The 22,736-nt window shown below is 71.6% G+C and carries 21 protein-coding genes and 1 pseudogene; 9 read left to right on the top strand and 13 right to left on the bottom strand.

Features of this window, described 5'->3' with window-relative positions; genetic code table 11:
- Positions 1–76: 76 nt before the first annotated feature.
- Positions 77–1,006: an SGNH/GDSL hydrolase family protein gene (locus ACFU5O_RS01930; protein WP_384235128.1), complete on the bottom strand. Its 930-nt coding sequence runs from the start codon at positions 1,004–1,006 to the stop codon at positions 77–79.
- Between the two features lie 245 nt (positions 1,007–1,251).
- Between ACFU5O_RS01930 and ACFU5O_RS01925 the strand changes: the two genes are divergently transcribed.
- Positions 1,252–1,746, top strand: coding sequence for a DUF3145 domain-containing protein (locus tag ACFU5O_RS01925; RefSeq protein ID WP_384235125.1), 495 nt, complete (start codon positions 1,252–1,254; stop codon positions 1,744–1,746).
- 426 nt (positions 1,747–2,172) lie between these two features.
- Here the strand turns inward: ACFU5O_RS01925 and fabF are convergent, their stop codons facing one another.
- The 5 genes from fabF to ACFU5O_RS01900 all read right to left on the bottom strand — a co-directional run bounded on the left by fabF (position 2,173) and on the right by ACFU5O_RS01900 (position 7,121).
- Positions 2,173–3,435 (bottom strand): beta-ketoacyl-ACP synthase II, encoded by a 1,263-nt coding sequence (gene fabF, locus ACFU5O_RS01920; RefSeq protein ID WP_384235122.1) that lies wholly within the window; start codon positions 3,433–3,435, stop codon positions 2,173–2,175.
- An 80-nt stretch (positions 3,436–3,515) separates the two neighbouring features.
- Positions 3,516–3,764, bottom strand: a complete 249-nt coding sequence (locus ACFU5O_RS01915; RefSeq protein WP_384235120.1) for an acyl carrier protein — start codon at positions 3,762–3,764, stop codon at positions 3,516–3,518.
- Between the two features lie 83 nt (positions 3,765–3,847).
- Entirely contained in the window at positions 3,848–4,879 is a 1,032-nt protein-coding gene (locus tag ACFU5O_RS01910; protein WP_384235116.1) for a ketoacyl-ACP synthase III, read from the bottom strand.
- 17 nt (positions 4,880–4,896) lie between these two features.
- Positions 4,897–5,835 (bottom strand): ACP S-malonyltransferase, encoded by a 939-nt coding sequence (locus tag ACFU5O_RS01905; RefSeq protein ID WP_384235113.1) that lies wholly within the window; start codon positions 5,833–5,835, stop codon positions 4,897–4,899.
- Positions 5,836–5,924: 89 nt separating this feature from the next.
- The gene (locus ACFU5O_RS01900) at positions 5,925–7,121 is read right to left on the bottom strand and encodes a PucR family transcriptional regulator (RefSeq protein ID WP_384235110.1); all 1,197 of its coding nucleotides are present in this window, start codon (positions 7,119–7,121) and stop codon (positions 5,925–5,927) included.
- 104 nt (positions 7,122–7,225) lie between these two features.
- Here ACFU5O_RS01900 and ACFU5O_RS01895 point away from each other — a divergent pair, with 104 nt between their 5' ends.
- Positions 7,226–7,882 (top strand): pirin family protein, encoded by a 657-nt coding sequence (locus ACFU5O_RS01895; RefSeq protein WP_384235108.1) that lies wholly within the window; start codon positions 7,226–7,228, stop codon positions 7,880–7,882.
- A 12-nt stretch (positions 7,883–7,894) separates the two neighbouring features.
- Here ACFU5O_RS01895 and ACFU5O_RS01890 read toward each other — a convergent pair whose 3' ends face one another.
- Entirely contained in the window at positions 7,895–9,091 is a 1,197-nt protein-coding gene (locus ACFU5O_RS01890) for an Ig-like domain-containing protein (protein ID WP_384235105.1), read from the bottom strand.
- Between the two features lie 253 nt (positions 9,092–9,344).
- Here ACFU5O_RS01890 and ACFU5O_RS01885 point away from each other — a divergent pair, with 253 nt between their 5' ends.
- From ACFU5O_RS01885 to ACFU5O_RS01865, 5 genes are read left to right on the top strand one after another with little or no spacing between them, the layout of a single operon-like run.
- On the top strand, positions 9,345–10,544 hold the full coding sequence (locus ACFU5O_RS01885; protein WP_384235104.1) for a lipid II:glycine glycyltransferase FemX: 1,200 nt from the start codon (positions 9,345–9,347) through the stop codon (positions 10,542–10,544).
- A gap of 11 nt (positions 10,545–10,555) precedes the next feature.
- Positions 10,556–12,217, top strand: coding sequence for a murein biosynthesis integral membrane protein MurJ (gene murJ, locus ACFU5O_RS01880; protein WP_384235101.1), 1,662 nt, complete (start codon positions 10,556–10,558; stop codon positions 12,215–12,217).
- Positions 12,218–12,239: 22 nt separating this feature from the next.
- Positions 12,240–12,923, top strand: coding sequence for a response regulator (locus ACFU5O_RS01875; protein ID WP_384235098.1), 684 nt, complete (start codon positions 12,240–12,242; stop codon positions 12,921–12,923).
- Entirely contained in the window at positions 12,920–14,473 is a 1,554-nt protein-coding gene (locus ACFU5O_RS01870; protein ID WP_384235095.1) for a sensor histidine kinase, read from the top strand. The genes ACFU5O_RS01875 and ACFU5O_RS01870 overlap by 4 nt, the downstream gene beginning before the upstream one ends.
- Positions 14,470–15,093: a hypothetical protein gene (locus ACFU5O_RS01865; RefSeq protein WP_384235092.1), complete on the top strand. Its 624-nt coding sequence runs from the start codon at positions 14,470–14,472 to the stop codon at positions 15,091–15,093. Before ACFU5O_RS01870 ends, ACFU5O_RS01865 begins: the two co-directional genes overlap by 4 nt.
- Positions 15,094–15,153: 60 nt before the next feature.
- Here ACFU5O_RS01865 and ACFU5O_RS01860 read toward each other — a convergent pair whose 3' ends face one another.
- Positions 15,154–15,972, bottom strand: coding sequence for a serine hydrolase domain-containing protein (locus ACFU5O_RS01860; RefSeq protein WP_384235089.1), 819 nt, complete (start codon positions 15,970–15,972; stop codon positions 15,154–15,156).
- A gap of 89 nt (positions 15,973–16,061) precedes the next feature.
- Here ACFU5O_RS01860 and ACFU5O_RS01855 point away from each other — a divergent pair, with 89 nt between their 5' ends.
- Both ACFU5O_RS01855 and ACFU5O_RS01850 read left to right on the top strand, forming a co-directional pair.
- Positions 16,062–16,517, top strand: coding sequence for a MerR family transcriptional regulator (locus ACFU5O_RS01855; RefSeq protein ID WP_384235086.1), 456 nt, complete (start codon positions 16,062–16,064; stop codon positions 16,515–16,517).
- A gap of 41 nt (positions 16,518–16,558) precedes the next feature.
- Positions 16,559–17,470: an SDR family oxidoreductase gene (locus ACFU5O_RS01850; RefSeq protein ID WP_384235083.1), complete on the top strand. Its 912-nt coding sequence runs from the start codon at positions 16,559–16,561 to the stop codon at positions 17,468–17,470.
- 101 nt (positions 17,471–17,571) lie between these two features.
- Here ACFU5O_RS01850 and ACFU5O_RS01845 read toward each other — a convergent pair whose 3' ends face one another.
- The 5 genes and pseudogenes from ACFU5O_RS01845 to ACFU5O_RS01825 all read right to left on the bottom strand — a co-directional run.
- Positions 17,572–18,252: a response regulator gene (locus ACFU5O_RS01845; protein ID WP_384235081.1), complete on the bottom strand. Its 681-nt coding sequence runs from the start codon at positions 18,250–18,252 to the stop codon at positions 17,572–17,574.
- Positions 18,249–19,550, bottom strand: coding sequence for a sensor histidine kinase (locus ACFU5O_RS01840; protein WP_384235078.1), 1,302 nt, complete (start codon positions 19,548–19,550; stop codon positions 18,249–18,251). Before ACFU5O_RS01840 ends, ACFU5O_RS01845 begins: the two co-directional genes overlap by 4 nt.
- 101 nt (positions 19,551–19,651) lie before the next feature.
- On the bottom strand, positions 19,652–20,518 hold the full coding sequence (locus ACFU5O_RS01835; RefSeq protein ID WP_384235077.1) for a DUF4429 domain-containing protein: 867 nt from the start codon (positions 20,516–20,518) through the stop codon (positions 19,652–19,654).
- 85 nt (positions 20,519–20,603) lie between these two features.
- Positions 20,604–21,815 carry an alpha/beta hydrolase gene (locus ACFU5O_RS01830; protein ID WP_384235075.1) on the bottom strand — a complete coding sequence of 404 codons (1,212 nt, stop codon included), beginning with the start codon at positions 21,813–21,815 and terminating at the stop codon, positions 20,604–20,606.
- A gap of 219 nt (positions 21,816–22,034) precedes the next feature.
- A pseudogene (locus tag ACFU5O_RS01825) lies at positions 22,035–22,658 on the bottom strand (TetR/AcrR family transcriptional regulator); the annotation flags it as partial.
- Positions 22,659–22,736 lie beyond the last annotated feature (78 nt).

The raw sequence follows: 22,736 nt of genomic DNA, 5'->3' as shown, positions 1-22,736 counted from the left end.
CGGGGCGGAACCTGACAACCGCCTCGGGGCTCCTTCCCGCCCGATCCCGAGCCCGAGCCCGAGCCCAGCCCGGGCCCTAGGCAGGCGGCTTCGCGGACGTCACATTGCGGTACGCGATCTCCGCCAGCCGCTGCTGGCCGTCCCTGCCCGGGTGGAACCAGTCCCAGGGGCTCAACTGCCTGCCCGTGAAGCGGTAGTCGAAGACCTCCCCGCCGTCGTACCGGCAGCGGCGATCCTTGGCACAGACGCTCTTCAGCGCCTGGTTGTACGCCACGACCCGGTCGTACACCCGGGCCCGCCGCAGCCGTGCCTCCTCGCCCGCGTTCTCCGAGTCGCCGAGCATCGACGCGCAGATCCCCAGCTTCCAGACCTGCCGGCCGAGCGGATTGCCACGCCCGGTGGACCACAGCCGCATCAGGTCGGGCACGCTGGACACGTACACCTGCGCCTTGGGTGCGGTGCGCCGCAGGGCGCTCATCGCCGCGGTGAACGACTCCGTGAACTCCGCTACGGGCGTCATCAGTTCGGGCGAGTCCCGGCATGCGTCGTTGGCGCCCACCATCACCGCCACGAGCTCGGGGCGCCGGGCCGCCGCTGCCTCCATCTGCCCCGGCAGATCGGCCATCCGGGCCCCGGTCCTGGCGTGGTTCCAGCTGCGCGTGGCCGCCGCCGGGCCGAGGAGGCGCAGGGCGAGGCTGCGCACCTCGGCGTCGGTGCCGGTGGCCCAGGACACCTCGGGGCAGTCGGCGAACACCTCGCAGGCGTCGAAGCCGCGGGTGATGGAGTCGCCGACGGCCGCCAGCGAGCCGGGGCTGCGGTCCCAGACCGGAGTGGGGGAGGGGGAGGGCCGCGGCGCCTTCTGCCGGCCGTTTCCGCTCCTGGTCGCGGTGGAAGGATCGTCACAGCCCGTGACCGCCGTGAGTCCGACGAGCACCGCCGCCGTCAACGCGGCGACCGTGGCACGCGGTCGAAGGCGTGTTCGCCCGCTCCGCCGGTTTTCCCGCATCCTGCCCTCCCCGTTGGCGTCCTGGTGGGTGAAACCTTGGCGCGTACGGCCATTCGGGCGGTCGGTACGACACACCTCGGTGCCCGGCGCACGGTAGCTTTTCCCCCGTCGAACCAGAGGTACCTGGCCCCCGGCTCCGGTAAATTACATCACGTCACATGGTGTCCGTTTTGCGGAGTTTCACTCCCGATGCTGTTTACTGGGCCGCTGGGGAAGGCGAACCTCGTCCCACACTGGAGGTCCCGGTGACGACACGCGGCGTTCTGTACGTTCACTCCGCACCCCGCGCGCTGTGCCCGCACGTCGAATGGGCGGTCGCGGGTGTACTCGGCGTGCGGGTCCAGCTCGACTGGGTACGGCAGCCGGCGTCGCCGGGTACCTGGAGATCCGAGATCTCCTGGCAAGGCGAACCCGGAACCGCCTCGAAGCTCGCGTCGGCCCTGCGGGGTTGGCAGTTGCTCCGCTTCGAGGTGACGGCGGAGCCCTGCCCCACCGCCGAGGGCGAGCGCTACAGCGCCACACCCGACCTCGGCATCTTCCACGCCGTCACCGGCATCCACGGTGACATCCTGATCCCCGAGGACCGGCTGCGCGCGGCCGTCGCCCGCTCGGCCCAGGGTGAGACGGAACTCGAGGCGGAGATCGCCAGGCTCCTGGGCAAGCCCTGGGACGACGAGTTGGAGCCGTTCCGGTACGCGGGCGAGGGCGCCCCCGTCCGCTGGCTGCACCAGGTCGTCTGAGGCCCTGTCTTCCGGATCCTGCCGGCTCGCGTGCCCCGGCACGTGCGCTCCACCAGCTCGCTGATCCGGCCCGATCCAGAAGACAGGTCCTCGGTGTTCCTCTCCGGCGCCCCGTCCGGGCGGGTAGGTCCGCGGTCCGCCGGCCCCCCGCCTGTCCAGGCAGGTCCACCTGACGCCCCCTGACGCCCACTTGCGCCCCTGGGCGCTCCCTTACACCGCATTCCGGACACCGCATTCCGGACACCGGTTCCCGGTCGTCGACTCCCGGCACCACTATCGCTTTCCGGTCACCTGCTCCTGCCGGTCGAGCTCCGCGAGCAGCCGTCGCAGCAGGCCGCGTCGGCCTTGGCGCTCCGCCGAACGCGAGCGGGCCCGGCCCCCAGGAAGGGAGCCGGACCCGGTCGTACAGCAGGAAAGCCGGAGAGATCAGACCGTGCGGAACGCCAGCACCACGTTGTGGCCGCCGAAGCCGAACGAGTTGTTGATCGCCGCGATCGTGCCCTCGGGCAGCTCGCGCGGCTCGCCGCGCACGATGTCCGCGTCGACCGTCTCGTCCAGGTCGTCGATGTTGATCGTCGGCGGGGCGAGACGGTGGTGCAGGGCGAGGACCGTCGCGACGGTCTCGATGCCGCCCGCGCCGCCCAGCAGGTGACCGGTCATGGACTTGGTGCCGGAGACCGCGACATGGTCCAGGTCGTCGCCGAGGACCTTCCGCAGTGCCTTGATCTCTGCGACATCACCCTGAGGAGTGGACGTCGCATGCGCGTTGAGGTGGACGACCTCGGCCGGCTTGAGGTCCGTCGCGTCGAGCAGGTTCTGCAGCGCCGTGGCGATGCCCCGGCCGGTCGGCTCGGGCTGCGCGATGTGGTGGCTGTCCGCGGACAGACCCTGGCCGAGCACCTCGCAGTAGACGCGGGCGCCACGTGCGGCGGCGTGCTCCGCCGACTCCAGGACGACCACGCCCGCACCCTCGCCGAGGACGAAGCCGTCACGGGCCTTGTCGTACGGACGCGAGGCCTTCTCGGGCTCGTCGTTGTTCTTGGACATCGCCATCATGTTGGCGAACGCGGCGATCGGCAGCGGGTGGATCGCCGCCTCCGTGCCGCCGGCGACCACGACATCGGCGCGGCCGGTGCGGATCATCTCGACGGCGTAGCCGATCGCTTCTGCGCCCGACGCGCACGCGGAGACCGGAGTGTGCACGCCCGCCTGGGCGTTCACCTCCAGACCGACGTTCGCGGACGGGCCGTTGGGCATGAGCATCGGCACGGTGTGCGGGGAGACGCGGCGTACGCCCTTCTCCTTCAGCACGTCGTACTGGTCGAGCAGCGTGGTCACACCGCCGATGCCGGAGGCGATGACGGCGCCGAGCCGCTCGGGCGTGATCTTTTCGTCCTCGCCCGCCGGAGCGGTGAAGCCGGCATCGGCCCACGCCTCACGTGCGGCGATGAGCGCGAACTGGGCCGAGCGGTCCAACTTGCGCGCGAGCGGCCGGGGCAGGACCTCACCCGGGTCCACCGCCGCCGGTGCGGCGATGCGGACGGGCAGGTCGGCGAAGCGTTCACCCTCCAGGGGGCGGACGCCGGAGCGTCCCGCGATCAGACCTTCCCAGGTCGATGCGGAGTCGCCACCCAGCGGTGTGGTTGCGCCGATACCGGTGACGACCACGGTGCGATTGGTCGAGCTCACAGGAATTCTTTCTCCACGGTCTATGAGGTTTCGTGAATCAGCGGCGCCACCGCTGGGTGGCGTACCTGATCAGTCCTGGATCAGTCCTGGTGCTTCAGGATGTAGTCGGCAGCGTCGCCGACCGTCTTGAGGTTCTTGACGTCCTCGTCCGGGATCTTGACGTCGAAGCGCTCTTCGGCGGCGACGACGACCTCGACCATGGACAGCGAGTCGACGTCCAGGTCGTCGGTGAAGGACTTGTCCAGCTGGACGTCCTCCGCCGGGATACCGGCGATCTCGTTCACGATCTCGGCGAGACCGGCGACGATCTCTTCCTGAGTGGCGGCCATGTGGCGCTCCTTCGGTGTGTAGCAGAGGGTTGAACTGGGCGTGGCCCGGAGAACCGGAAAGACCGGAAGATCCGGATGCTTGCCTAGGGGAGGGTAACGACCGTCGCGGCGTACACGAGACCCGCCCCGAAGCCGATGACGAGCGCGGTGTCGCCGCTCTTCGCCTGTCCGGTCGCCAGAAGCCGCTCCATCGCGAGCGGAATCGAGGCGGCCGAGGTATTGCCGGTGGTCTCCACGTCACGGGCGACCGTGACGTGCTCCGGCAGCTTGAGAGTCTTCACCATCGAGTCGATGATCCGCATGTTGGCCTGGTGCGGAATGAAGACGTCCAGGTCGTCCGCGGTGATCCCGGCCGCGTCCAGCGCCTGCTGGGCGACCTTCGCCATCTCGAACACGGCCCAGCGGAACACCGCCTGGCCTTCCTGCGTGATCGCGGGAAACTTGATGTCGCCGTTCGCGTCGAGCGGCAGCTGCGTCACATCACCGACGCGGTAGCGGTCCCAGGACACGGTCTGCTTGATCGTCCCGGCCTTGTCGCCCTCGGAGCCCCAGACGGTCGGGCCGATCATCGGCTCCTTCGCGGGGCCCACGACGACCGCGCCCGCGCCGTCGCCGAACAGGAAGGCCGTCGCGCGGTCCTCCAGGTCGGTGAGGTCGCTCAGCCGCTCGACGCCGATCACCAGGACGTACTCGGCGGAACCTTCCACCACCATGCCCTTGGCGAGGGTGAGGCCGTAACCGAAGCCTGCGCAGCCCGCCGAGATGTCGAAGGCCGCGGCCTTGTCCGTGCCGAGCTTGTCGGCGATCTCGGTGGCGATGGCCGGGGTCTGGGCGAAGTGCGAGACGGTCGACACGACCACGGCGCCGATCTGGCCGGCGGTGATGCCGGCGTCGGCGATCGCCTTGCCGGACGCCTCGATCGACATCGCGGCGACGGTTTCCTCGTCGTTCGCCCAGTGACGGGTCGCGATGCCCGAGCGGGAGCGGATCCACTCGTCGGAGGAGTCGATCTTCTCGAGGATCACCTCGTTGGGCACGATCCGCGTGGGGCGGTAGCCGCCGACACCCATGATGCGTGCGTACGGGGCGCCCTGACTGGGCTTGATCTTCGACATGCGCTACGGCTCCTTCGTCAGACTGCGCCCGCCGCGTCAGCGGCAGATGTTTCGGCGGCGACGAGCGCGCGGGCCGCGTCGAGGTCGTCGGGGGTCTTCAGCGCGAGCGTCTTCACGCCCGGCAGGGCCCGCTTGGCCAGACCGGTGAGGGTGCCGCCCGGGCACACCTCCAGCAGCGCGGTCACCCCGAGCTCCTTGAACGTCTCCATGCACAGGTCCCAGCGGACCGGGTTGGCGACCTGGCCGACCAGCCGGGAGACGATCTCGTCGCCCGCGCTGACGGTCCGGCCGTCCCTGTTCGAGACGTACGCGACCTTCGGGTCGGCCACGGCCAGGGACTTCGCGGCCGCGTCGAGCTTGTCGACCGCCGGGGCCATGTGCTGCGTGTGGAACGCGCCGGCCACCTTCAGGGCCACGACACGCCGTACACCCTCGGGCTTGTCCGCCTCCAGCGCGGCGAGCTGCTCCATGGTGCCCGCGGCCACGATCTGGCCCGCGCCGTTGACGTTCGCCGGGGTCAGGCCCAGCTTCTCCAGATGCGGCACCGTGACGTCGGGCTCGCCGCCGAGCAGCGCCGACATACCGGTGCGGGTGACGGCGGCGGCCTCGGCCATCGCCAGTCCGCGTGTGCGTACGAAGCCCAGTGCCGCGGTGTCGCCGAGGACACCCGCGAACACGGCGGCCGTGATCTCACCGACGCTGTGGCCGGCCACGGCGCCGGGCGTGAGGTCGCCGAGCGCGGAGGCGGACAGCAGACCGGCCGCGACGAGCAGCGGCTGCGCCACGGAAGTGTCGCGGATCTCGTCCGCGTCGGCCTTCGTGCCGTAGTGGGCAAGGTCGAGCCCGATGGCGTCGGACCAGGCCGCGATGCGGTCGGAGGCGCCGGGGAGTTCGAGCCAGGGGGTCAGGAAGCCGGGCGTCTGAGCGCCTTGGCCGGGAGCGACGAGTACGAGCACCCTCACACTCTCTCTTGTGGACGGTCATGGCCGCCCGTGGGGACAGGGACCAAGAACCGTCAGGGGAATTGTTGGTGTCCGACAAAAGCCTAGGACTGCTGATCGCCGTCTACCAGACGCCCGAGGATGAGTGCGATCCGAAGGGTGAACGCGGAGCGGACATCGGACGGTGACCAGCCGGTGACGTCAGTCACACGTCGGAGCCGGTAGCGGACGGTGTTGGGGTGGACGAAGAGCATCCGGGCCGCGCCTTCCAGACTGCTCGCCTGCTCCAGATAGACACTGAGAGTTTCCAGCAGCGCCGAGCCGGCTTCCTCCAGCGGTCTGTAGATCTCCTCCACCAGTTGCTCGCGGGCCGAAGGGTCGCCCGCTATGGCGCGCTCCGGCAGCAGATCGTCCGCCAGGACCGGCCGGGGGGCGTCCTGCCAGGCGGAACAGGCCTTGAGTCCGGCCGCGGCGGCCTGCGCGGAGCGGGTCGCCGCCAGCAGATCGGGTACCACGGGCCCGGCGACGACCGGTCCGGCGGCATACGGGCCGATCAGCGCCTTGGCGACCTGCAGGGGATTGTCGCTGCCGCCCGCGATGACGACGAGCCGGTCGCCGAGCACACCGGTCAGCACCTGGAGCTTGGCGTGCCGGGCGGCGCGGCGGATGGCCTCCACCGTGAGCTCGCTGTCCCCGTCGGGTGCGGTGCCCAGCACGACGCACACGTACTCCGGCGAGTTCCAGCCGAGCGCGGCGGCCCTGCTGACGGCCCCCTCGTCGGCCTCGCCCGACAGCACCGCGTTCACGACGAGCGACTCGAGCCGGGCGTCCCAGGCGCCGCGTGCCTCTGCGGCCTGCGCATACACCTGCGCGGTCGCGAAGGCGATCTCCCGGGCGTACACGAGCAGCGCCTCACGCAGGATCGACTCGTCGCCCGGAGCGGCGACCTCCTCGATCGCCGACTCCATGACCTCGATGGTGGTCCGCACCATCTCGACGGTCTGGCGGAGCGTGATCGCGCGGGTCAGCTCGCGCGGAGCCGTACCGAAGACATCGGTCGAGATCGCCTGCGGCGTCTCGGGGTGCCGGAACCACTCGGTGAACGCGGCGATACCGGCCTGGGCGACCAGTCCGATCCACGACCGGTTCTCCGGGGGCATCGCCCGGTACCACGGCAGCGTCTCGTCCATGCGGGCGATGGCGTTCGCGGCCAGCCGTCCTGAGGACTGCTCCAGGCGCTTCAGGGTCGCGGAGTGCGGATGGGCGGCGTTCGCAGGCAGAGCCGGTTCGGGATGGGGCACGGGGACAAGAGTGCCTTATCGGGACGCGCGGACGGAGTGGCGGGTCCGTGCTCATGGGTGAGGACCGGCCTTCGGCCGCCCCCGCGGGGCTCTACCGTAGAGGCGTGATTTCCGTACGGCGCGCCGGAGGGCGCTACCGGGGTGGGGACGAGACCGCCGGTATCGAGTCGCTTCACGCTTTCTCCTTCGGACGGTTCTACGATCCGGACAATCTGCGCTTCGGTGCGATCCTGGCGTGCAACGAGGAGCGGCTCGCGCCGGGCGCCGGGTTCGACGAGCACCCGCACAGCCACACCGAGATCGTGACCTGGGTGGTGGAGGGCGAGCTGACCCACCGGGACACGGCCGGGCACGCCACCGTCGTACGGCCGGGGGACGTTCAGCGGCTGAGCTCGGCGGGCGGGGTGCGGCACATCGAGCGCAACGACGGCGAGGCACCGCTCACGTTCGTGCAGATGTGGCTCGCGCCGAAGGACCCGGGAGGCGAGCCGTCGTACGAGACCGTGCGCGGGATCGCCGACTCGACGCCGTACGCGGTGCCGGAGGCGGGAGCGATGCTGCACGTCCGGCGTCTCGCGGCGGACGAGCGGACCGCCGTCCCGGACGCGCCCTTCGTATACGTGCATGTGGTCAGGGGGGTCGTGCGGCTGGCGGGTGAGGAACTCGGGCCCGGGGACGCGGTGCGGATCACGGAGGCGGAGGGTCTCGAACTCGCCGCCGCCGCGGCCGCGGAGGTGCTGATGTGGGAGCTGTCGGGCTGAGGCCGGCGCCGTTCAGCGCAGGGCGCTCTTCTCCCGCCACTGGGTCCACGGCAGATTCCACTCGCCGAAGCCGTTGGCCGGAGCCACCGTGCCCTTGGTGTCCGCGCCCTTGGTCTCGAACGGGTCGCCCGGCCGCACCTGCCCGTAGAACCACGCGGCGTCGGCGTCGCTCATCCCGATGCAGCCCGAACTGCGGTTGGCGTTGCCGAACCAGCGGGCGTTCCACGGCGCCGCGTGCGCGTACATCCCCGACCAGGTCAGCCGCATCGAGTAGTTGACCATCTTGTCGTAGGCGTCGCCGAGGCCCACGGTCTCGGAGTTCATGTTGATGGTGCCCTCCTTGGCCATCAGCACCGCCGTGCCGCGCCAGGAGCGCTTGTCCCCGCCCGGAGTGCCGCCGGAGACCGGGATCTGCCGCACCACCTTGCCGTCGCGCTCCAGGGTGAGCCGGTGGCTGTCGAGGTCGACCTTGACGATCTGCCGCGCGCCGATGGTGAAGGTGGTCGTGTAGTCGCGTACGAACCAGCCGCCGTCGCCCGAGTCCGTGCCGCCCAGCTCGGCGTTCAGGGTGACGCGGGTGCCCGGCCGCCAGTACTCCTTCGGTCGCCAGTCCACGCGGTCCTTGCCCGACCAGTCCTTCATCCAGCCCCACGACCCCTCGGTGCCGTTCGTGGTGGAGACCTTCAGCTGCCGCTCGACCTCCGCCTTGTTCGTGACGGGGCTGTCGAAGACGAGGGAGACGGGCTGGGCGATGCCGACGGTCGTGCCGGTGCCCGGACGCCAGTCGACCTTGTTCACCTTGTCCGCCTCCGCGGTGGCGAAGGACGTCTTGGCGGTGCCGGTGGTGCCGCCCTTGGTACGGGTCGCCGCGGTGACCGTGTACGCCGTGCCGGGCGCCACCTTGCGGGACGAGGTCCAGGTCGTGCCGTCGGCCGAGACCTTGCCCGTGAGCCGGTGCCCGTCGGCGTCGGTGACGGCCACCGAGGTGAGGCTGCCACCCGCTGCGGTGACCTTGACGGGCCGACCCGCTCCGGCCTGCTTCCCACGCGGTGTGACGGTGACGGTCGCGGGGCGGTCGTCCGAGGCCGCACCGCCCTTGGCATCGGCCCCCGCGGGGGCGTCGGTGCCGGACGAACAGGCCATCAGCGGGGTCAGCAGGACCGCCGTGGCGGCGAGACGCACACGTATGTGGCTCAACGGAACCTCCATAGGGGACAGCGGACAGCGGACAGCGGACCGCGACGACGACCGCGGCGAAGGGCTGCGGCAAGGACCGCGAAAAGGGAGACGACGGTGACTCTAGGGCGGGAAAAACGCAGGTGAGAGGCCCTGGGCCGACATGACGGCGACTGCAGCGGAACGGTCATGGTCCGGTCACATACGCCGCTCGGGGCGGTCACGCACGGCTGTGAGCATCGGCGGCGTCCCCGCGACAGCACGGGGCGGAAGGAAGGCTCACACTGTGTCAGCACTGCTCGTGCCGGCCGGCCGCGGCCAGCACCACCACCAGGGCAGGGAAACCCGCCTGGCACCCATCACGCCCCAGGCCTACCGGGCCTTCCTGGCCTCCGAGGCAGGCACGGCCCTCGGTGCCGGTTTTCTGCAGTGCCCGTCCTGGGCGCAGGTCAAGGAGGGCTGGCGGGCGCAACTGCTCGGATGGGGCCAGGACCCGGAGAGCGGACGGCTGCGCGGCGTCGCGCTCGTACTGCTGCGGCAGTTCCCCGGCACCCGCAAGTTCTTCGCGTACCTCCCAGAAGGGCCGGTCGCCGACTGGGCGGACCCGGACATCGACGGCTGGCTCACCCCGCTGCTGGACCATCTGCGCGCGGCGGGCGCCTTCGCCGTACGCATCGGCCCCTCGCCCGCGTACCGCCGCTGGAACGCCGCCCTGCTCAAGTCGGTGACCGGCCCCGGCCGGCGGCTGACCGACGTCCTCGCCAGCGAGGTCGACCCGCTCGGCACGGCGGTCGGCGACCGGCTGCGGGCCCGTGGCTGGCGCCGGTGCGGCGACGGCGGCGCCGGGGACGACGCCGACGCACAGCCCCGTCATGTCTTCCATGTGCCGCTCGCCGGACGCACCGCCGACGACCTGTGGGCCGGCCTCAACCAGGAGTGGCGCCGCAACGTCCGCCGCGCCCAGAAAGCGGGCGTCGAGGTCGTCGTCGGCAGCGCGGCCGAACTTCCCGAGTTCTACCGGCTGCTCCGGATCACCGAAGAGCGCGACGGCTTCCGGCTCGGCCGCACGCTCTCGTACTACGAGCGTCAGTACGCGGCCCTGAACGCCGAGGAGCCGGGCCGGATGAAGCTGTATCTCGCCCGCCACGAGGGCGAGATCCTGGCCGCCCACACGATGATCACGGTGGGCCGCCGGGTCTGGTACCAGACCGGTGCCTCCGCCGATCACCGCCGGGAGGTCCGGCCCTCCAACGCCCTGCAGTGGCGGATGTTGCTCGACGCCCACGCCCTCGGGGCCGACATGTACGACATGCGCGGGGTACCCTCCACACTCGACCCGGACGAACGTGCGTACGGGCTGCTGCGCTGGAAGCTCGGCACCGGCGGGCATGTCGTGGAGACCCTCGGGGAGTGGGAGAGACCCTTGGCAGGCACCGCCAACCACACGCTGTACCGCGCCTTCCAGGCGTATCTGGCCCGCCGGTGAGCTCGAGACCTGTGAGCACGGCCACCGTCGGCGCCCCGGCCGCCGACGAGAACCGGGCGAAGGACGCCGCGCCGTCCGTGGCACGCAGCGGTGCCGTCATGGCCGCCGGGTCCCTCGTGTCCCGCGCGACCGGGTTCGTCCGCTCCGCGGTGGTCGCCGCGGCGCTCGGCCTCGGGATGGCCGCCGACGGGTACGGCGTCGGGAACTCCGTACCGACGATCGTCTACATGCTGCTCCTCGGCGGGGCGCTGAACGCCGTCTTCGTACCCGAGCTGGTCAAGGCGGCCAAGGAACACAAGGACGGCGGCGCCGCGTACACCGACCGGCTGCTCACCGTCTGCGTGGTCGCCCTGCTGGCGATCACCGCAGCCGCCGTCTGGGCGGCGCCCGCGATCGTCGGCGCGTACACCGACTACACGGGCGAGCAGGCCGAGATGACGGTCGCGTTCGCCCGCTACTGCCTGCCGCAGATCTTCTTCCTGGGCCTGTTCACCCTGCTCGGTCAGGTGCTCAACGCGCGCGGCAGGTTCGGCGCCATGATGTGGACACCGGTCCTCAACAACGTCGTCGTCATAGCGGTCTTCGGCCTCTACCTGGTGACGTACGCCACGGGCGACGCGGACACGCTCACCCCCGCCGAGACCATGCTGCTCGGCTGGGGCACCACCGCCGGGATCGCCGTCCAGGCCCTCGCCCTCGTCCCCTCGCTGCGCGCCGCCCGCTTCCGCTGGCGGCCCCGCTTCGACTGGCGCGGCAGCGGGCTCACCCGGCCGTTGCGGTCGGCCGGATGGCTGGTGCTGCTCGTCCTCACCAACCAGTTCGCGTACTGGGTCACGACCCGGCTCGCGACCGCGGCGGGCGCGCAGGCGGAGCACGGCGGCATCGACGGTGGCGCGGGCTTCAGCGCGTACAACAACGCCTATGTGCTCTGGGCCGTCCCGCACGGCATCGTCACGGTCTCGCTGGTCACCGCGCTGCTGCCGCGTATGAGCGCAGCCGCGGCCGACGGCGACACGGCGGGCATACGGCGCGATGTGTCCTATGCCCTGCGCAGCAGTGCGGCGGCCGTCGTTCCCGCCGCCTGCATGCTCCTCGCGCTCGCGCAGCCGGTGACGAGCCTCGTCTACGGATACGGCAAGAGCGACGCCGACGCCACCGCGCTGATGGCGGGCACCCTGATGGCCTTCGCGCCCGGACTCATCGCCTTCTCCGGACAGTACGTCCTCTCCCGCAGCTTCTACGCGCTCTCCGACACCCGCACCCCCTTCCTGCTCAATCTGGTGATCGTGGGCCTCAACGCGGGCCTGTCGACAACCGCGTACCTGCTGCTCCCGGCCCGCTGGGCCGTGACCGGAATGGCCGGGGCGTACTCGCTGGCGCTGTGCGTGGGATGGCTGGTGACGGGCCACGTGCTCGGCCGCCGGCTCGCGGCGCCGCGGCCGTGGCGCTCCGGAGCCGTCGCCGCCCACGCCCGGCTGTTGCTCGCCGCGCTTCCCGCCGCCGCGCTCGGACACCTCGCGGCCCGCGGTACCGCCCCGCTCGGCGCCGCGGCGGCGACCACCGCCGGTGCGCTGGTGATCGTGCTGACCTTCGCCCTGCTCGCCCGCCCGCTGCGTCTCGCCGAACTGACCGATCTGCTTTCCGCCGCCCGCCCCCGCCTGGCCCGGCGCTGACCACACCCTTGGGAGACTGCCGATGCCCCGCGTGCTCCTCGTCGAGGACGACCCCTCCGTACGCGAAGGGGTCGAGCTCGGCCTGCGCCGCCGCGGCCACGAGGTGCGCTGCGCCGCAACCGGTGAGGCAGGACTGGCCGCGCTCGACGGGTTCGTGCCCGACCTGGTGCTGCTGGACCTGATGCTGCCCGGCATGAACGGAGTCCAGGTCTGCCGCCGGATCCGCGAGAGCAGCCAGTTGCCGATCATCATGCTCACGGCACGCGGCGACGACTTCGACGTCGTCGTCGGGCTGGAGGCGGGCGCGGACGACTACATCGTCAAGCCGGCCCGCACCGAAGTGATCGAGGCCCGCATCCGGGCCGTGCTGCGCCGCATCGAGGAGCCGGGCGGCGGGCGGCCCACCGTCGAGGTCCACGGCGAACTCGCCATCGACCGGGCGGGACTGACCGTCGCCAAATCCGGCCGGCGTCTCGCCCTCGCCCCCTCCGAGCTGAAGCTGCTGCTCCATCTCTCCGCCGCCCCGGAGCAGGTGTTCAGCCGTCAGCAACTGCTGGAGCACGTCTGGGAGCACAGCTACCACGGCGACGCGCGGCTGGTCGACGCCTGCGTCCGGCGGCTGCGCAACAAGATCGAGGACGAGGCCGGCAGCCCCCGCTACATCCAGACCCTGCGGGGCTTCGGCTACCGCTTCGGGCCGCTGTGAGGGGCAACCGCAGCCCCCGGCGCATCGCCGCGTTCGGGCTGCGCACCCGCCTCGTCCTCGCCTTCCTGCTGGTCGCCTTCGTCAGCGCGGGGACCACCTCGGCCCTGACCTACCGCGAGGCACGCAACGCCCTCCTCGAGACCGCCCAGGACACCGCGGTGTCGTCCTTCCGCGACCAGGTCCAGCAGCTCGGCGTCGCCCTGCCCGTCGAGCGCGACTCGCTGCAGGAAGTACTGCGTGATGTCGCCCGCAAGGGCAAGCCCCACCCCTGGGTGGTCTTCGCCGAGTACGGATCGCTCCACGTCTCCTCCGGCACCAGCGCCACCTCCACCGTGATCACTCCCGAACTGCGCCGCGCCGCCCTGGCCAGGCCGAACGGCACCTTCGAGCGGGTCGTCAAGGACGGCGAGCCGTATCTGACCATCGCCATCCCCACCGTCTTCAAGGTCGGTGTCGGCGGCACGCTTCCCACCGGACTCGTCCTCTACGCCGTGATGCGGATGAACGACGAACAGACCAATGTCGATGCCCTGGTCACGGCCGCCCGTGACGGCGCCCTGCCCGGCCTCGCCATCGCCCTCGTACCCGCGCTGATCGCCGCGCGCAGCGTGCTGCGCCCGGTCCGCGAGCTGCGACAGGCCGCCCGCAGCATGGGCACCGGCCGCCTCGACACCCGCATCCGCGTCAGGGGCAGCGACGAACTCGCCGATCTGGCCCGTACGTCCAACGAATCGGCGGGCGAACTCGAACGGTCGGTGGACGAGCTCCAGCAGGCAGAGGCGCGCGCCCGCCGCTTCGCCTCCGACGTCTCGCACGAACTGCGCACCCCGCTCGCCGGGATGCTCGCGGTCACCGAGGTTCTCGACGAGGACGCCGACCACCTGGACCCCGACACCGCGAAGGCGGTCCGGCTGATCAGCGCAGAGACCGGAAAGCTCGCCGTGCTGGTCGAGGACCTCATGGAGATATCCCGTTTCGACGCGCGCGCGGCCGAGCTGAACACCGATGAGATCGACGCGGCAGAAACCATCCGCAAGACCCTCCAGAGCCGGCACTGGACCGACCAGGTCCGCACCGAACTGCCCGACGGCATCCGGGTCCGCCTCGACCCGCGGCGCTTCGACCTCGTCGTCGCCAACCTCGTCGGCAACGCACTGCGGCACGGTGGCGCGCCCGTCACCGTACGGCTGCGCACCGAGGCGCGTGCCGGCGGCCCGCCCGTGCTGGTCACCGAGGTCGCCGACAGCGGACCCGGCATACGGCCCGAGGTGCTTCCGCACATCTTCGACCGTTTCTACAAGGCCGACGCCGCCCGTACCCGCTCTGCGGGCAGCGGTCTCGGACTGGCGATCACCCAGGAGAACGTCAAGCTGCACGGCGGCACGGTGCGCGCGGCGAACGGTCCCGCCGGGACCGGTGCGGTCTTCACCGTCGAGATGCCGCTGTGGCAAAGGGACACGGGGGACACGGGGGACACGGGGGGCACGAGGGGCACAGAGGATCCGGAGGACACGGGGGGCACGACGGGCGCGGGGGAGGCGAGGGCATGAGGCTTCCGCGGTCCGCCGCGGCGGGGGTGCTCGCCACACTGCTGCTCACCGGCTGCGGCATCCAGGAGACCGATGTGATCGAGGCCGGCGGCCCCGCCACCATCCAGGTCTTCCCCTCACGGGGCGACCGGATGCTGCTCTTCTTCCCCTCGCCCGGAGGTGAACTGAGGCCGGTGGCCCGGCCCATGGGCGCTTCGAGCGAGGCCGGCCTCGGCAACGGTGAGTTCCTCAAGCCCGAGAGTTCCGGCCCACCGGTCGTGTCGACCGAGAAGACCCTCGCCGCGCTGTTCGCCGGCCCGGTGGAGGGCGAGCGCGCCGCCGGACTCACCAGCGGGCTGCCCCCGTTCCCGCCCGATGGCCTGCTGCAGGTCACCCCGTCCGCAGGGGGAGAGGTGGAGGCCGTCGTTCCGGTCGAGCTCGGCGGCCTCGGAGCGACCGGGCTGCGACAGCTGATCTGCACGGTCGCCTACGCCGAGGACCCCGCCGGGCAGGTCGTGGTGAGCCTGAAGGGGCCGGACATGACGCTGTCGCCGGCCGCGTGCGACGTCGGCGACAGCGACGGCGCCGACGCCGGCGCTGACACACAACCGCCCCCGACGCGCACGCCCGACGGGCGGTGAGCGGGCTGCCGGAGGGGCGGGCGGTGAGCCGGCCTGCCCAAGGCCGACGAGCCGGACAGGTCAGCCGCGTCGCAGCTCGGCCAGTACCGCGTCGGTGAACTGCGGCCAGGCCTCGACCGCCCACGGCCCGAAGGCCCGGTCGGTCAGCGCCACACAGGCCGCCCGTGCGTCGGGGTCGATCCACAGGAAGGTGCCGGACTGGCCGAAGTGCCCGAACGTACGGGGCGAGGACGTGGCTCCCGTCCAGTGCGGGGACTTGGAGTCGCGGATCTCGAATCCGAGGCCCCAGTCGTTGGGCTTCTGGTGGCCGTAGCCCGGCAGGATTCCCGAAAGCCCGGGGTGGACCACGGACATCGCCTCGAGGACGGTCCGGGCATCGAGCAGCCGCGGCGCCTGCACCTCGGCGGCGAACTTCACCAGGTCGTCGACCGTCGACACACCGTCCCTGGCGGGCGAGCCCTCGAGAGACGTGGACGTCATGCCCAGGGGCTCCAGCACGGCCTGCCGCAGATACTCCGCGAACGGGATGCCGGTCGCCTTCGTGATGTGGTCGCCCAGCACCTCGAAACCCGCGTTCGAGTACAGCCTGCGGGTGCCGGGCGCGGCCGTCGCCCGGTGCTCGTCGAAGGCGAGACCGCTGGTGTGCGCCAGCAGATGGCGGACGGTGGAGCCCTCGGGTCCGGCCGGCTCGTCGAGCTCGACCGCGCCCTCCTCGTAGGCGACGAGCGCGGCGTACGCGGCGAGCGGCTTGGTGACCGAGGCCAGCGGGAAGCGGTGCGCGGTGGGGCCGTGCGCCCCGGCGACGGTGCCGTCCGCTCGGACGACGGCGGCGGCCGCGGTGGGGACGGGCCAGTTCTCGGTCAACGCCAGGCTCTGCATGTCTACGACCTTAAAGTACGACCTCACATGGTCGGCCGCGTGGTTGTTCGCTTGCCTGGAGTGCACTCCAACGTCATAGCGTGGAGGTCATGACGGTGCTGGAGACCACATCCGCGACAACCGACATCTGCGTGTCCGCGCCCCCCTCCCATCCGCGGCCGGAGGGACAGGACCACTACACGATCAGCGAGGTCGCCGCCTGGACCGGGCTCAGTGCGCACACCCTGCGCTGGTACGAGCGGATCGGGCTGATGCCGCACATCGACCGGTCCCACACCGGCCAGCGGCGCTTTCGCAACCGCGACCTGGAATGGCTGGACTTCGTCGGAAAGCTGCGCCTTACCGGGATGCCGGTCGCGCACATGGTCCGGTACGCGGAGCTGGTGCGCGAGGGCGCCCACACGCTCGGGGAGCGGCAGGAACTGCTGGAGGCGACGCGCAGGGACGTGCTCACCCGGGTCGCGGAGCTCCAGGACACGCTCGCCGTCCTCGACCACAAGATCAGCTATTACGCGGACGCCCGTCGGGCGCCGGAGAGCGCGTAGTACCTGTCCGGCGACCTTCGAGGGTCGGTCCGCAGCGTCAGATGCATGGTCTCCCGGGCCCGGAGGGCGGAGGGGACGCATCGCGAGGTGGTGGGGCACCTCCCAGCGGTTTCGCCGCTGCCGGAGCGCGGGTCGTGATGGCCGTCCGTACCGTCGCAAAGGGCGAGCAGGCCCGCGCCGAGATCCTGGCGCAGCACCCGCACGCGACGATCGAGGTACGCCGGATCGACCTGGCCGATCTCGGCTCGGTCGCGGGGTTCGCCGACGCGCTCATCGCCGACGGCACCCCCGTCGACCTGCTCCTCAACAACGCCGGGGTCATGGCCCCGCCCACCCGCATGACCACGGCCGACGGCTTCGAACTGCAGCTCGGCAGCAACTTCCTCGGTCCGTTCGCGCTCACCGTGCGACTGCTCCCCGTGCTCCTCGCCGCCGACGCACCCCGCGTGGCCACCATGAGCAGCGGCACCGCCAACTACGGCCGTATCCACTTCGACGACCTCCAGTGGGAACGGGGCCGCTACAGCCCCAACCTCGCGTACGCCCAGTCCAAGCTCGCCGACCTCATGCTGACGCGCCACCTCGCCGCCGTCGCCGCCGAGCGTGGCTGGCGCCTGCTGAGCACCGGCGCCCACCCCGGCTACACCCGCACCAACCTCCAGACGGCCGGCGCGAGCCTCGGACGGGACAAGCCGAAGCGCTCCCTGCTCACCTCGCTCGACTTCCTTCCTTCTCAGGAGCCCGAGCAGGGAGCAGAACCGCTGCTGTACGCCGCAACCAGTCCCGACGCCGTCGCCGGGGGCTACTACGGACCGGGCGGACGGTTCGGCCTCGTCGGCCCCACCACCACCGCACGGGTGACCCGACGCGCCCTCGACCCCACGATCAACGCCCGCCTGTGGTCGGAAGCCGAGATCCTCACCGGTGTCGCCCTGCCCACAGCCGTCGCCTGACAAGACAGACAGACAGACAGACAGACAGGCAGGCAAGTAGACAGACAGGCAGGCAGGCCGACCCACACGGCACCGGCAACACCACCCGGAACCGCCGGAGGCTACCGGTCGCCCGGGGTCACCAGCCCGGACTCGTACGCGAAGATCACCGCCTGCGCCCGGTCCCGCAGGGCCAACTTCGCGAGGACGCGGCCGACATGGGTCTTGACCGTCTGTTCGGCCACGACCAGCCGCTCGGCGATCTCCTGGTTGGACAGGCCGCAGGCGATCAGCTCCAGGACCTCGGTCTCGCGCGGGGTGAGCCCGCCCGGGCGGGGTGTCGCGCGGTTCCTGCGTGGGGCGGGGCGCTGGGCGGCGAAGTCGGCGATGAGGCGGCGGGTGACCGAGGGGGCAAGCAGGGCCTCGCCCGACGCGACCACGCGCACCGCCGAGATCAGGTCGGCCGGCGGGGCGTCCTTCAGCAGGAAGCCCGACGCGCCCGCGCGCAGGGCTTCGTAGACGTAGTCGTCCACGTCGAAGGTGGTCAGCATCAGCACCTTCGGCACATGGACCGCACCCGGCGGCGGCGACAGGATCTCGCGCGCGGCCGCGAGCCCGTCGAGCTCGGGCATCCGTACGTCCATGAGGACCACGTCCGGCTGTGTGGCGCGGGCGACCGCGACGCCCTGTCGCCCGTCCGGGGCCTCGCCGACGACGTCGATGTCCGCCTGCGCGGCGAGCAGCGCGGCGAACCCGGCGCGCACCATGGCCTGGTCGTCGACGATGTTCACGCGGATGGTCAACGGGGGTCCTTCACGGTCGTCAGCGGCATGCGCGCGGCGACCCGGAAGCCGCCGTCCGGCAGCGGACCGGTGTCCAGGGTGCCGCCGGTCAACCGTACGCGCTCACGCATCCCCACCAGGCCGTGCCCGGTCCCGGTGGTCTCCAGCGGTGAAACCGGCTCTGCCGCGGGGCCGTTGACCACCAGCACCGTCATGTGGTCGTCGCCCGCCGTCACCGACACCCGGGTCGCCGCTCCCGGCGCGTGCCGCACCACGTTCGCCAGTGCCTCCTGCACGATGCGGTACGCCGAGAGATCCACGGCCCCCGGCACCTCGCCCCGTTCTGCCGGGAGGGACAACTGGGCGGGCACCCCGGCCCGTACGGTCGCCTCCACCAGCTGCTGGACCCGGTCGAGTCCCGGCTGTGGCGCCCGTTCGCCCTCCGAGCCGTCGCTGCGCAGCACGGCGAGCAGCCGCCGCATTTCCGCGAGCGACTCCCGCGCGCTCGACGCGATCGTCGCGAATTCCTGCTGCGCGGCCTCCGGCAGCCCGGTGATCCGGTACGGCGCCGAGTCGGCCTGCACCGTGATCACCGACATATGGTGTGCCACCACATCGTGCAGCTCGCGGGCGATGCGTGCTCGCTCCTCGAGCAGTGTGCGCTGGGCACGCTCCGCCTCGCTGATCGTCTCCTGCTCGGCCAGCTTCCGCTGCACGTCGCCGCGTTCGCGCAGCGCTCCGCCGATGAACAGGGCCACTGCGCTCAGTACGAAGAGCAGCACGTCGCTGCCGTTGCTGTGGTCCGGCGCGGACAGTCGCAGCACGAACCCGGCCGCGCCGGTCAGCAGCCAGACCGTGACCAGTGTGCGGCGCGGTTCGCGCAGCGCCAGGGCCACCATGAGGAAGAGATAGCCGAGAACGACCGGTGGCGGCCACGGCCAGATGGTGTGGGGGTGGACCGGCAGGCCCCCGAGGTTCAGGGCGCAGACGATGTCGACCGGGAAGACGATCCACCAGGCCTGCAGCGGTCGGTGGGCGATCATCAGCAGGGGCGCCGCGGATCCGGTGGCCAGTGCCCCGGCCAGTGCGGCGTTCATCCCGTAGTCGTTGGTGAGGATGTTGACCGTCACCGGGAGCAGGATGGCGGTGAGCGCGAGCACGACGACGTACGGGGCTCTGCGCCGCCATCGCTTCGGGGACCTGGCGAGCAGCGCGGTGGGCGGGTGCGAGGGATGCCCGAGGCCGTGCAGGGCGTCACGCACATACCGGCGCAGGTCGGCCGACGGGGCGGAGGAAGGGGGGTTCGGGGTACGGGACATGGCCTGCTCAGCGTAGGCGGCAGGTCCGGCCCCGGGCGTCGTACCGAGGGGCCGGATGCGGTGTCATACCGGGGTATGACACCGCGGACAGCCTCCGGGCCCTACAACTCGGCCAGCAGTTCCGCCTTCTTCGCCGAGAACTCCTCGTCCGTCACCAGCCCCGCGCTGTGCAGCTCTCCCAGATGCCGCATCCGCTCGGCGACACCGGCGGGGTCATGGGGCGCGGGCCGGGGCGCAGAGGCCGACGACGCGCCCTGGACCGCCTCCAGGACCGCCGCGGCGAACGGCAGGGACTCGTGCACCGGGCCGTAGCCGAGCCCGAAGACGACCGCCGCGGGGTCCTGGTCGGCCTGTGCGGGCTGCGGGGCGTCCGCCGCCAGGTCGCCCGCGCGCCGCAGCAGGCGCAGATGTCCGTCGAGGACGTCGGGGGAGCGCCATTCGACCCCGGCCAGCTCGGAGACGGCGAAGGTCTGGTCGCCCGCCTTCCACTTCGCGGACGAGGCGCCCGTCCAGAACCAGCGGAACGACACCTTGTCCCCGTCGAACGTCGCTTTTCCGTCATACGCCTTGAACTGCAGTGGCGTCGCCACCGACGACACCAGGTACGAGGCGGCGGGCGCGGTCTTCCCACCGGGGAGTACGGCGCGCAGCTCGTCCGCGTAGTACTCGGCGAGCGTCTCGCGCTCGGCGGGCAGCACGAGCCGGTACGGGTCGCAGCCTTCCTTCAGCTGGCCCGAGGCCGCGTCCATCAGCGGATCGGCGCCCGGTCTCGGCACCGCGTGCAGCACGACCGTGCCGCGTTTGCCCGGGGAGAGGGCCACCGACTCCAGCGCTTCCAGGGGGATGCGACGTTCGCCCAGCGCGTGGAACAGCTTCGGCGCTCCGCGGGTCCCCCGTGTGAAGCGGATGAGTACAGCGTCCGGTTCGAACTCCCAGGTGGCATGAATTCCGGCCAGCACATCACCCATGTGCCTCATCGTAGGCGGCGTGCGCCCGCGCGTCGCCCCTCGGAGGAAACACCGCCGTACGCCCCCTCGCCCGCCGCTGTGCGCGTCAGAGGTCCGCCGCGCCGTAAATTCCGCTGCGGCAGTCCGCGTCGCCGTCCGCGCAGGTCACCGTGTCGTACGAACCGACGCCTATCTGCGCGAAGTTGGACAGGCTCTCCGTACCCGGCTCGAAATAGCCGGCATGGCCGACGGCACCGGCCGCGGACAGCACCCGCGCACCGAAGTCCGGAGCGACCGGATCCGCGCCGTGGCCCAGCCCGCCGACCTCCAGGTTCGGCACGTCCTGGATCCAGTCGTCGCTGTCCCGCATCGCCCACACCCGGGCGTCCGTGTCCAGCTGCGCCGCGCTCTGCGCGCGCATGCCGGGGCTGGCGGCGACCGCCACATCGCCGACCCGGCCGGGCAGTTCGCGGGCGGCGACCCCGCACACCACCGAGCCGTAGCTGTGGCAGAAGAGCGACACCCTGGCGGAGCCCGGCAGCGACCCGGCCAGCGCCACCAGCCGTTCTGCGCCGGTCACGGCGAGCCTGCCGGTCGATGCGTCGAGACCCACACCGGCCGGTGAGGTGTAGTCGGCCCAGGCGATGACCGCGGTACGGGTGGCCGGTGAAGCCGCCCGCTCGGCGTCGTACAGCGACTGGCCCATCCCTACCGGGGCCGTGTACTTGCGCGTGGTCTTCTCGAACGTGAGGAGGTTGGTGTCGACACCGGGGACGATCACAGAGACCCGCCGGGCGTGGTCGAGATCGCCGAAGACCTCGGCGGCGCGGCCCTTGCCGGACGGGTCGAAGGCGAGGATCTGCCGACCGGGGCGGAGCATCGACTCGAACCGGTGCATCCGCCTGACCGCCTCACTCCTGCCGTCGGCGGAGAGCCTGGGGTCGTCCATCCGCCACGCCTCGACCTGGCGGGCCTGCGCGAGCGCGATCCGGTTGGCGCGGTAGCGCAACGTGACCGGCGCGCCGTTGAGGTTGCCCACGACGAGGGGGTGACGCTCCGCCAGTTCCGCCGCTTTCCGCTTGCCGATGGAGGCGAAGAATCCGGCCAGTCTCGCCGGCGGCGAGTCGGGGTCGGGCAGCGCGTGCGTGCCGATCCGGGCCTTGTCCCAGGCGGCGATCGCCGCCTCCTTGGGCTCGCCCGGACCGCGCTGATGTCGTACTGCGGTCCAGCCGGTGGTCGCGAGCAGCACGAACACGACGGCGAGAGCGAGCAGGGCGCGCCAGACGTTGAGGGCGGAGGAGGAGTCGAAAGGAGTCACTGAGGGGACAGCCTAGGGGGCGCTCGACGGCGTCCGTGAAGACCGTGAGAGAGATCACGCGTACGCGTGGCGGGAGGGGGCGCGCGGCTACTCTTCGTGCGCGCCGGACGTACGCTCCGACGCACCCCGAACCCCGGAACGGGCGTTGCCGGGCCCGGTCGGACGGGCCCCCTCCGCCGTCGGCGGCCCGGCGGGCCCCGTGCTCGCCACCGCCGGTGCACGCCAGTCGGTGGCGAGGGCGGGCGCCAGATGGTCGAGATAGCCCTCGGTCAGTTCCCGGATCGCTTCCACGCTCGGGTCCTCGCCCTTCCCCCAGAGCCGGCCGGTCACCCGCATCACCCCGGTGAAGGCGGCGACGGCGACGCGGGGGCGGGGGTCGGTCTCCACGTCCAGGCCCTCCCGTGCGGCGATCAGCCGGGCGACCTCCTCGTCCAGTTCGGCGGAGCGGCGCAGATGCACGGCGAGCAGCGCGGGCGTCGACTCGATCATCTGGTAGGTCCGCATGTGGAGTTCGACCGGGACGACCGCCCCGATGGCCTCGCCGATGGTGTCCCAGGCGGAGCGGACCGCGCTGCGCATCGCCTCGAACGGGCCCTCCTGCGCGGGCCGTTCGCGCAGGGCGGCCACGAAGTGGGACTCCACCATGTCCTGGACCGCGAAGACCGCCTCTTCCTTGTTGGCGAAGTAGCGGAAGAAGGTGCGCTGGGAGACCTCGACGGCGTCCGCGATCTCGTCGACCGTGGTCTGCTCGTACCCCTGGGTCGTGAAGAGCTCGAGCGCGGCGCGCAGCAGAGCGTCGCGGGTGCGCTGCTTCTTCAGCTCACGGAGTCCCGTTCCGGTCACCTGATGGCCTGCTCTCCGCCGTCCCTTTGCTGCTTTTCCCAGCTCAGCGTACCTGTGAGTGATATGACAGCGACCGAC

It is taken from the genome of Streptomyces sp. NPDC057445 (genome assembly GCF_042802855.1).
In the GTDB taxonomy this organism is placed as follows: domain Bacteria; phylum Actinomycetota; class Actinomycetes; order Streptomycetales; family Streptomycetaceae; genus Streptomyces.
Note: the sequence above shows the minus strand (reverse complement) of the source record. Positions and strands in the feature narration are given on the sequence as shown.

Coding starts and splice junctions, on each gene's coding strand:
- ACFU5O_RS01875 (WP_384235098.1), top strand. CDS start 12,240: ATGCCCCGCGTGCTCCTCGTCGAGGACGACCCCTCCGTACGCGAAGGG.
- ACFU5O_RS01930 (WP_384235128.1), bottom strand. CDS start 1,006: ATGCGGGAAAACCGGCGGAGCGGGCGAACACGCCTTCGACCGCGTGCC.
- ACFU5O_RS01860 (WP_384235089.1), bottom strand. CDS start 15,972: ATGCAGAGCCTGGCGTTGACCGAGAACTGGCCCGTCCCCACCGCGGCC.
- ACFU5O_RS01910 (WP_384235116.1), bottom strand. CDS start 4,879: ATGTCGAAGATCAAGCCCAGTCAGGGCGCCCCGTACGCACGCATCATG.
- ACFU5O_RS01915 (WP_384235120.1), bottom strand. CDS start 3,764: ATGGCCGCCACTCAGGAAGAGATCGTCGCCGGTCTCGCCGAGATCGTG.
- ACFU5O_RS01890 (WP_384235105.1), bottom strand. CDS start 9,091: ATGGAGGTTCCGTTGAGCCACATACGTGTGCGTCTCGCCGCCACGGCG.
- ACFU5O_RS01850 (WP_384235083.1), top strand. CDS start 16,559: ATGCATGGTCTCCCGGGCCCGGAGGGCGGAGGGGACGCATCGCGAGGT.
- ACFU5O_RS01835 (WP_384235077.1), bottom strand. CDS start 20,518: ATGGGTGATGTGCTGGCCGGAATTCATGCCACCTGGGAGTTCGAACCG.
- ACFU5O_RS01865 (WP_384235092.1), top strand. CDS start 14,470: ATGAGGCTTCCGCGGTCCGCCGCGGCGGGGGTGCTCGCCACACTGCTG.
- ACFU5O_RS01855 (WP_384235086.1), top strand. CDS start 16,062: ATGACGGTGCTGGAGACCACATCCGCGACAACCGACATCTGCGTGTCC.
- ACFU5O_RS01840 (WP_384235078.1), bottom strand. CDS start 19,550: ATGTCCCGTACCCCGAACCCCCCTTCCTCCGCCCCGTCGGCCGACCTG.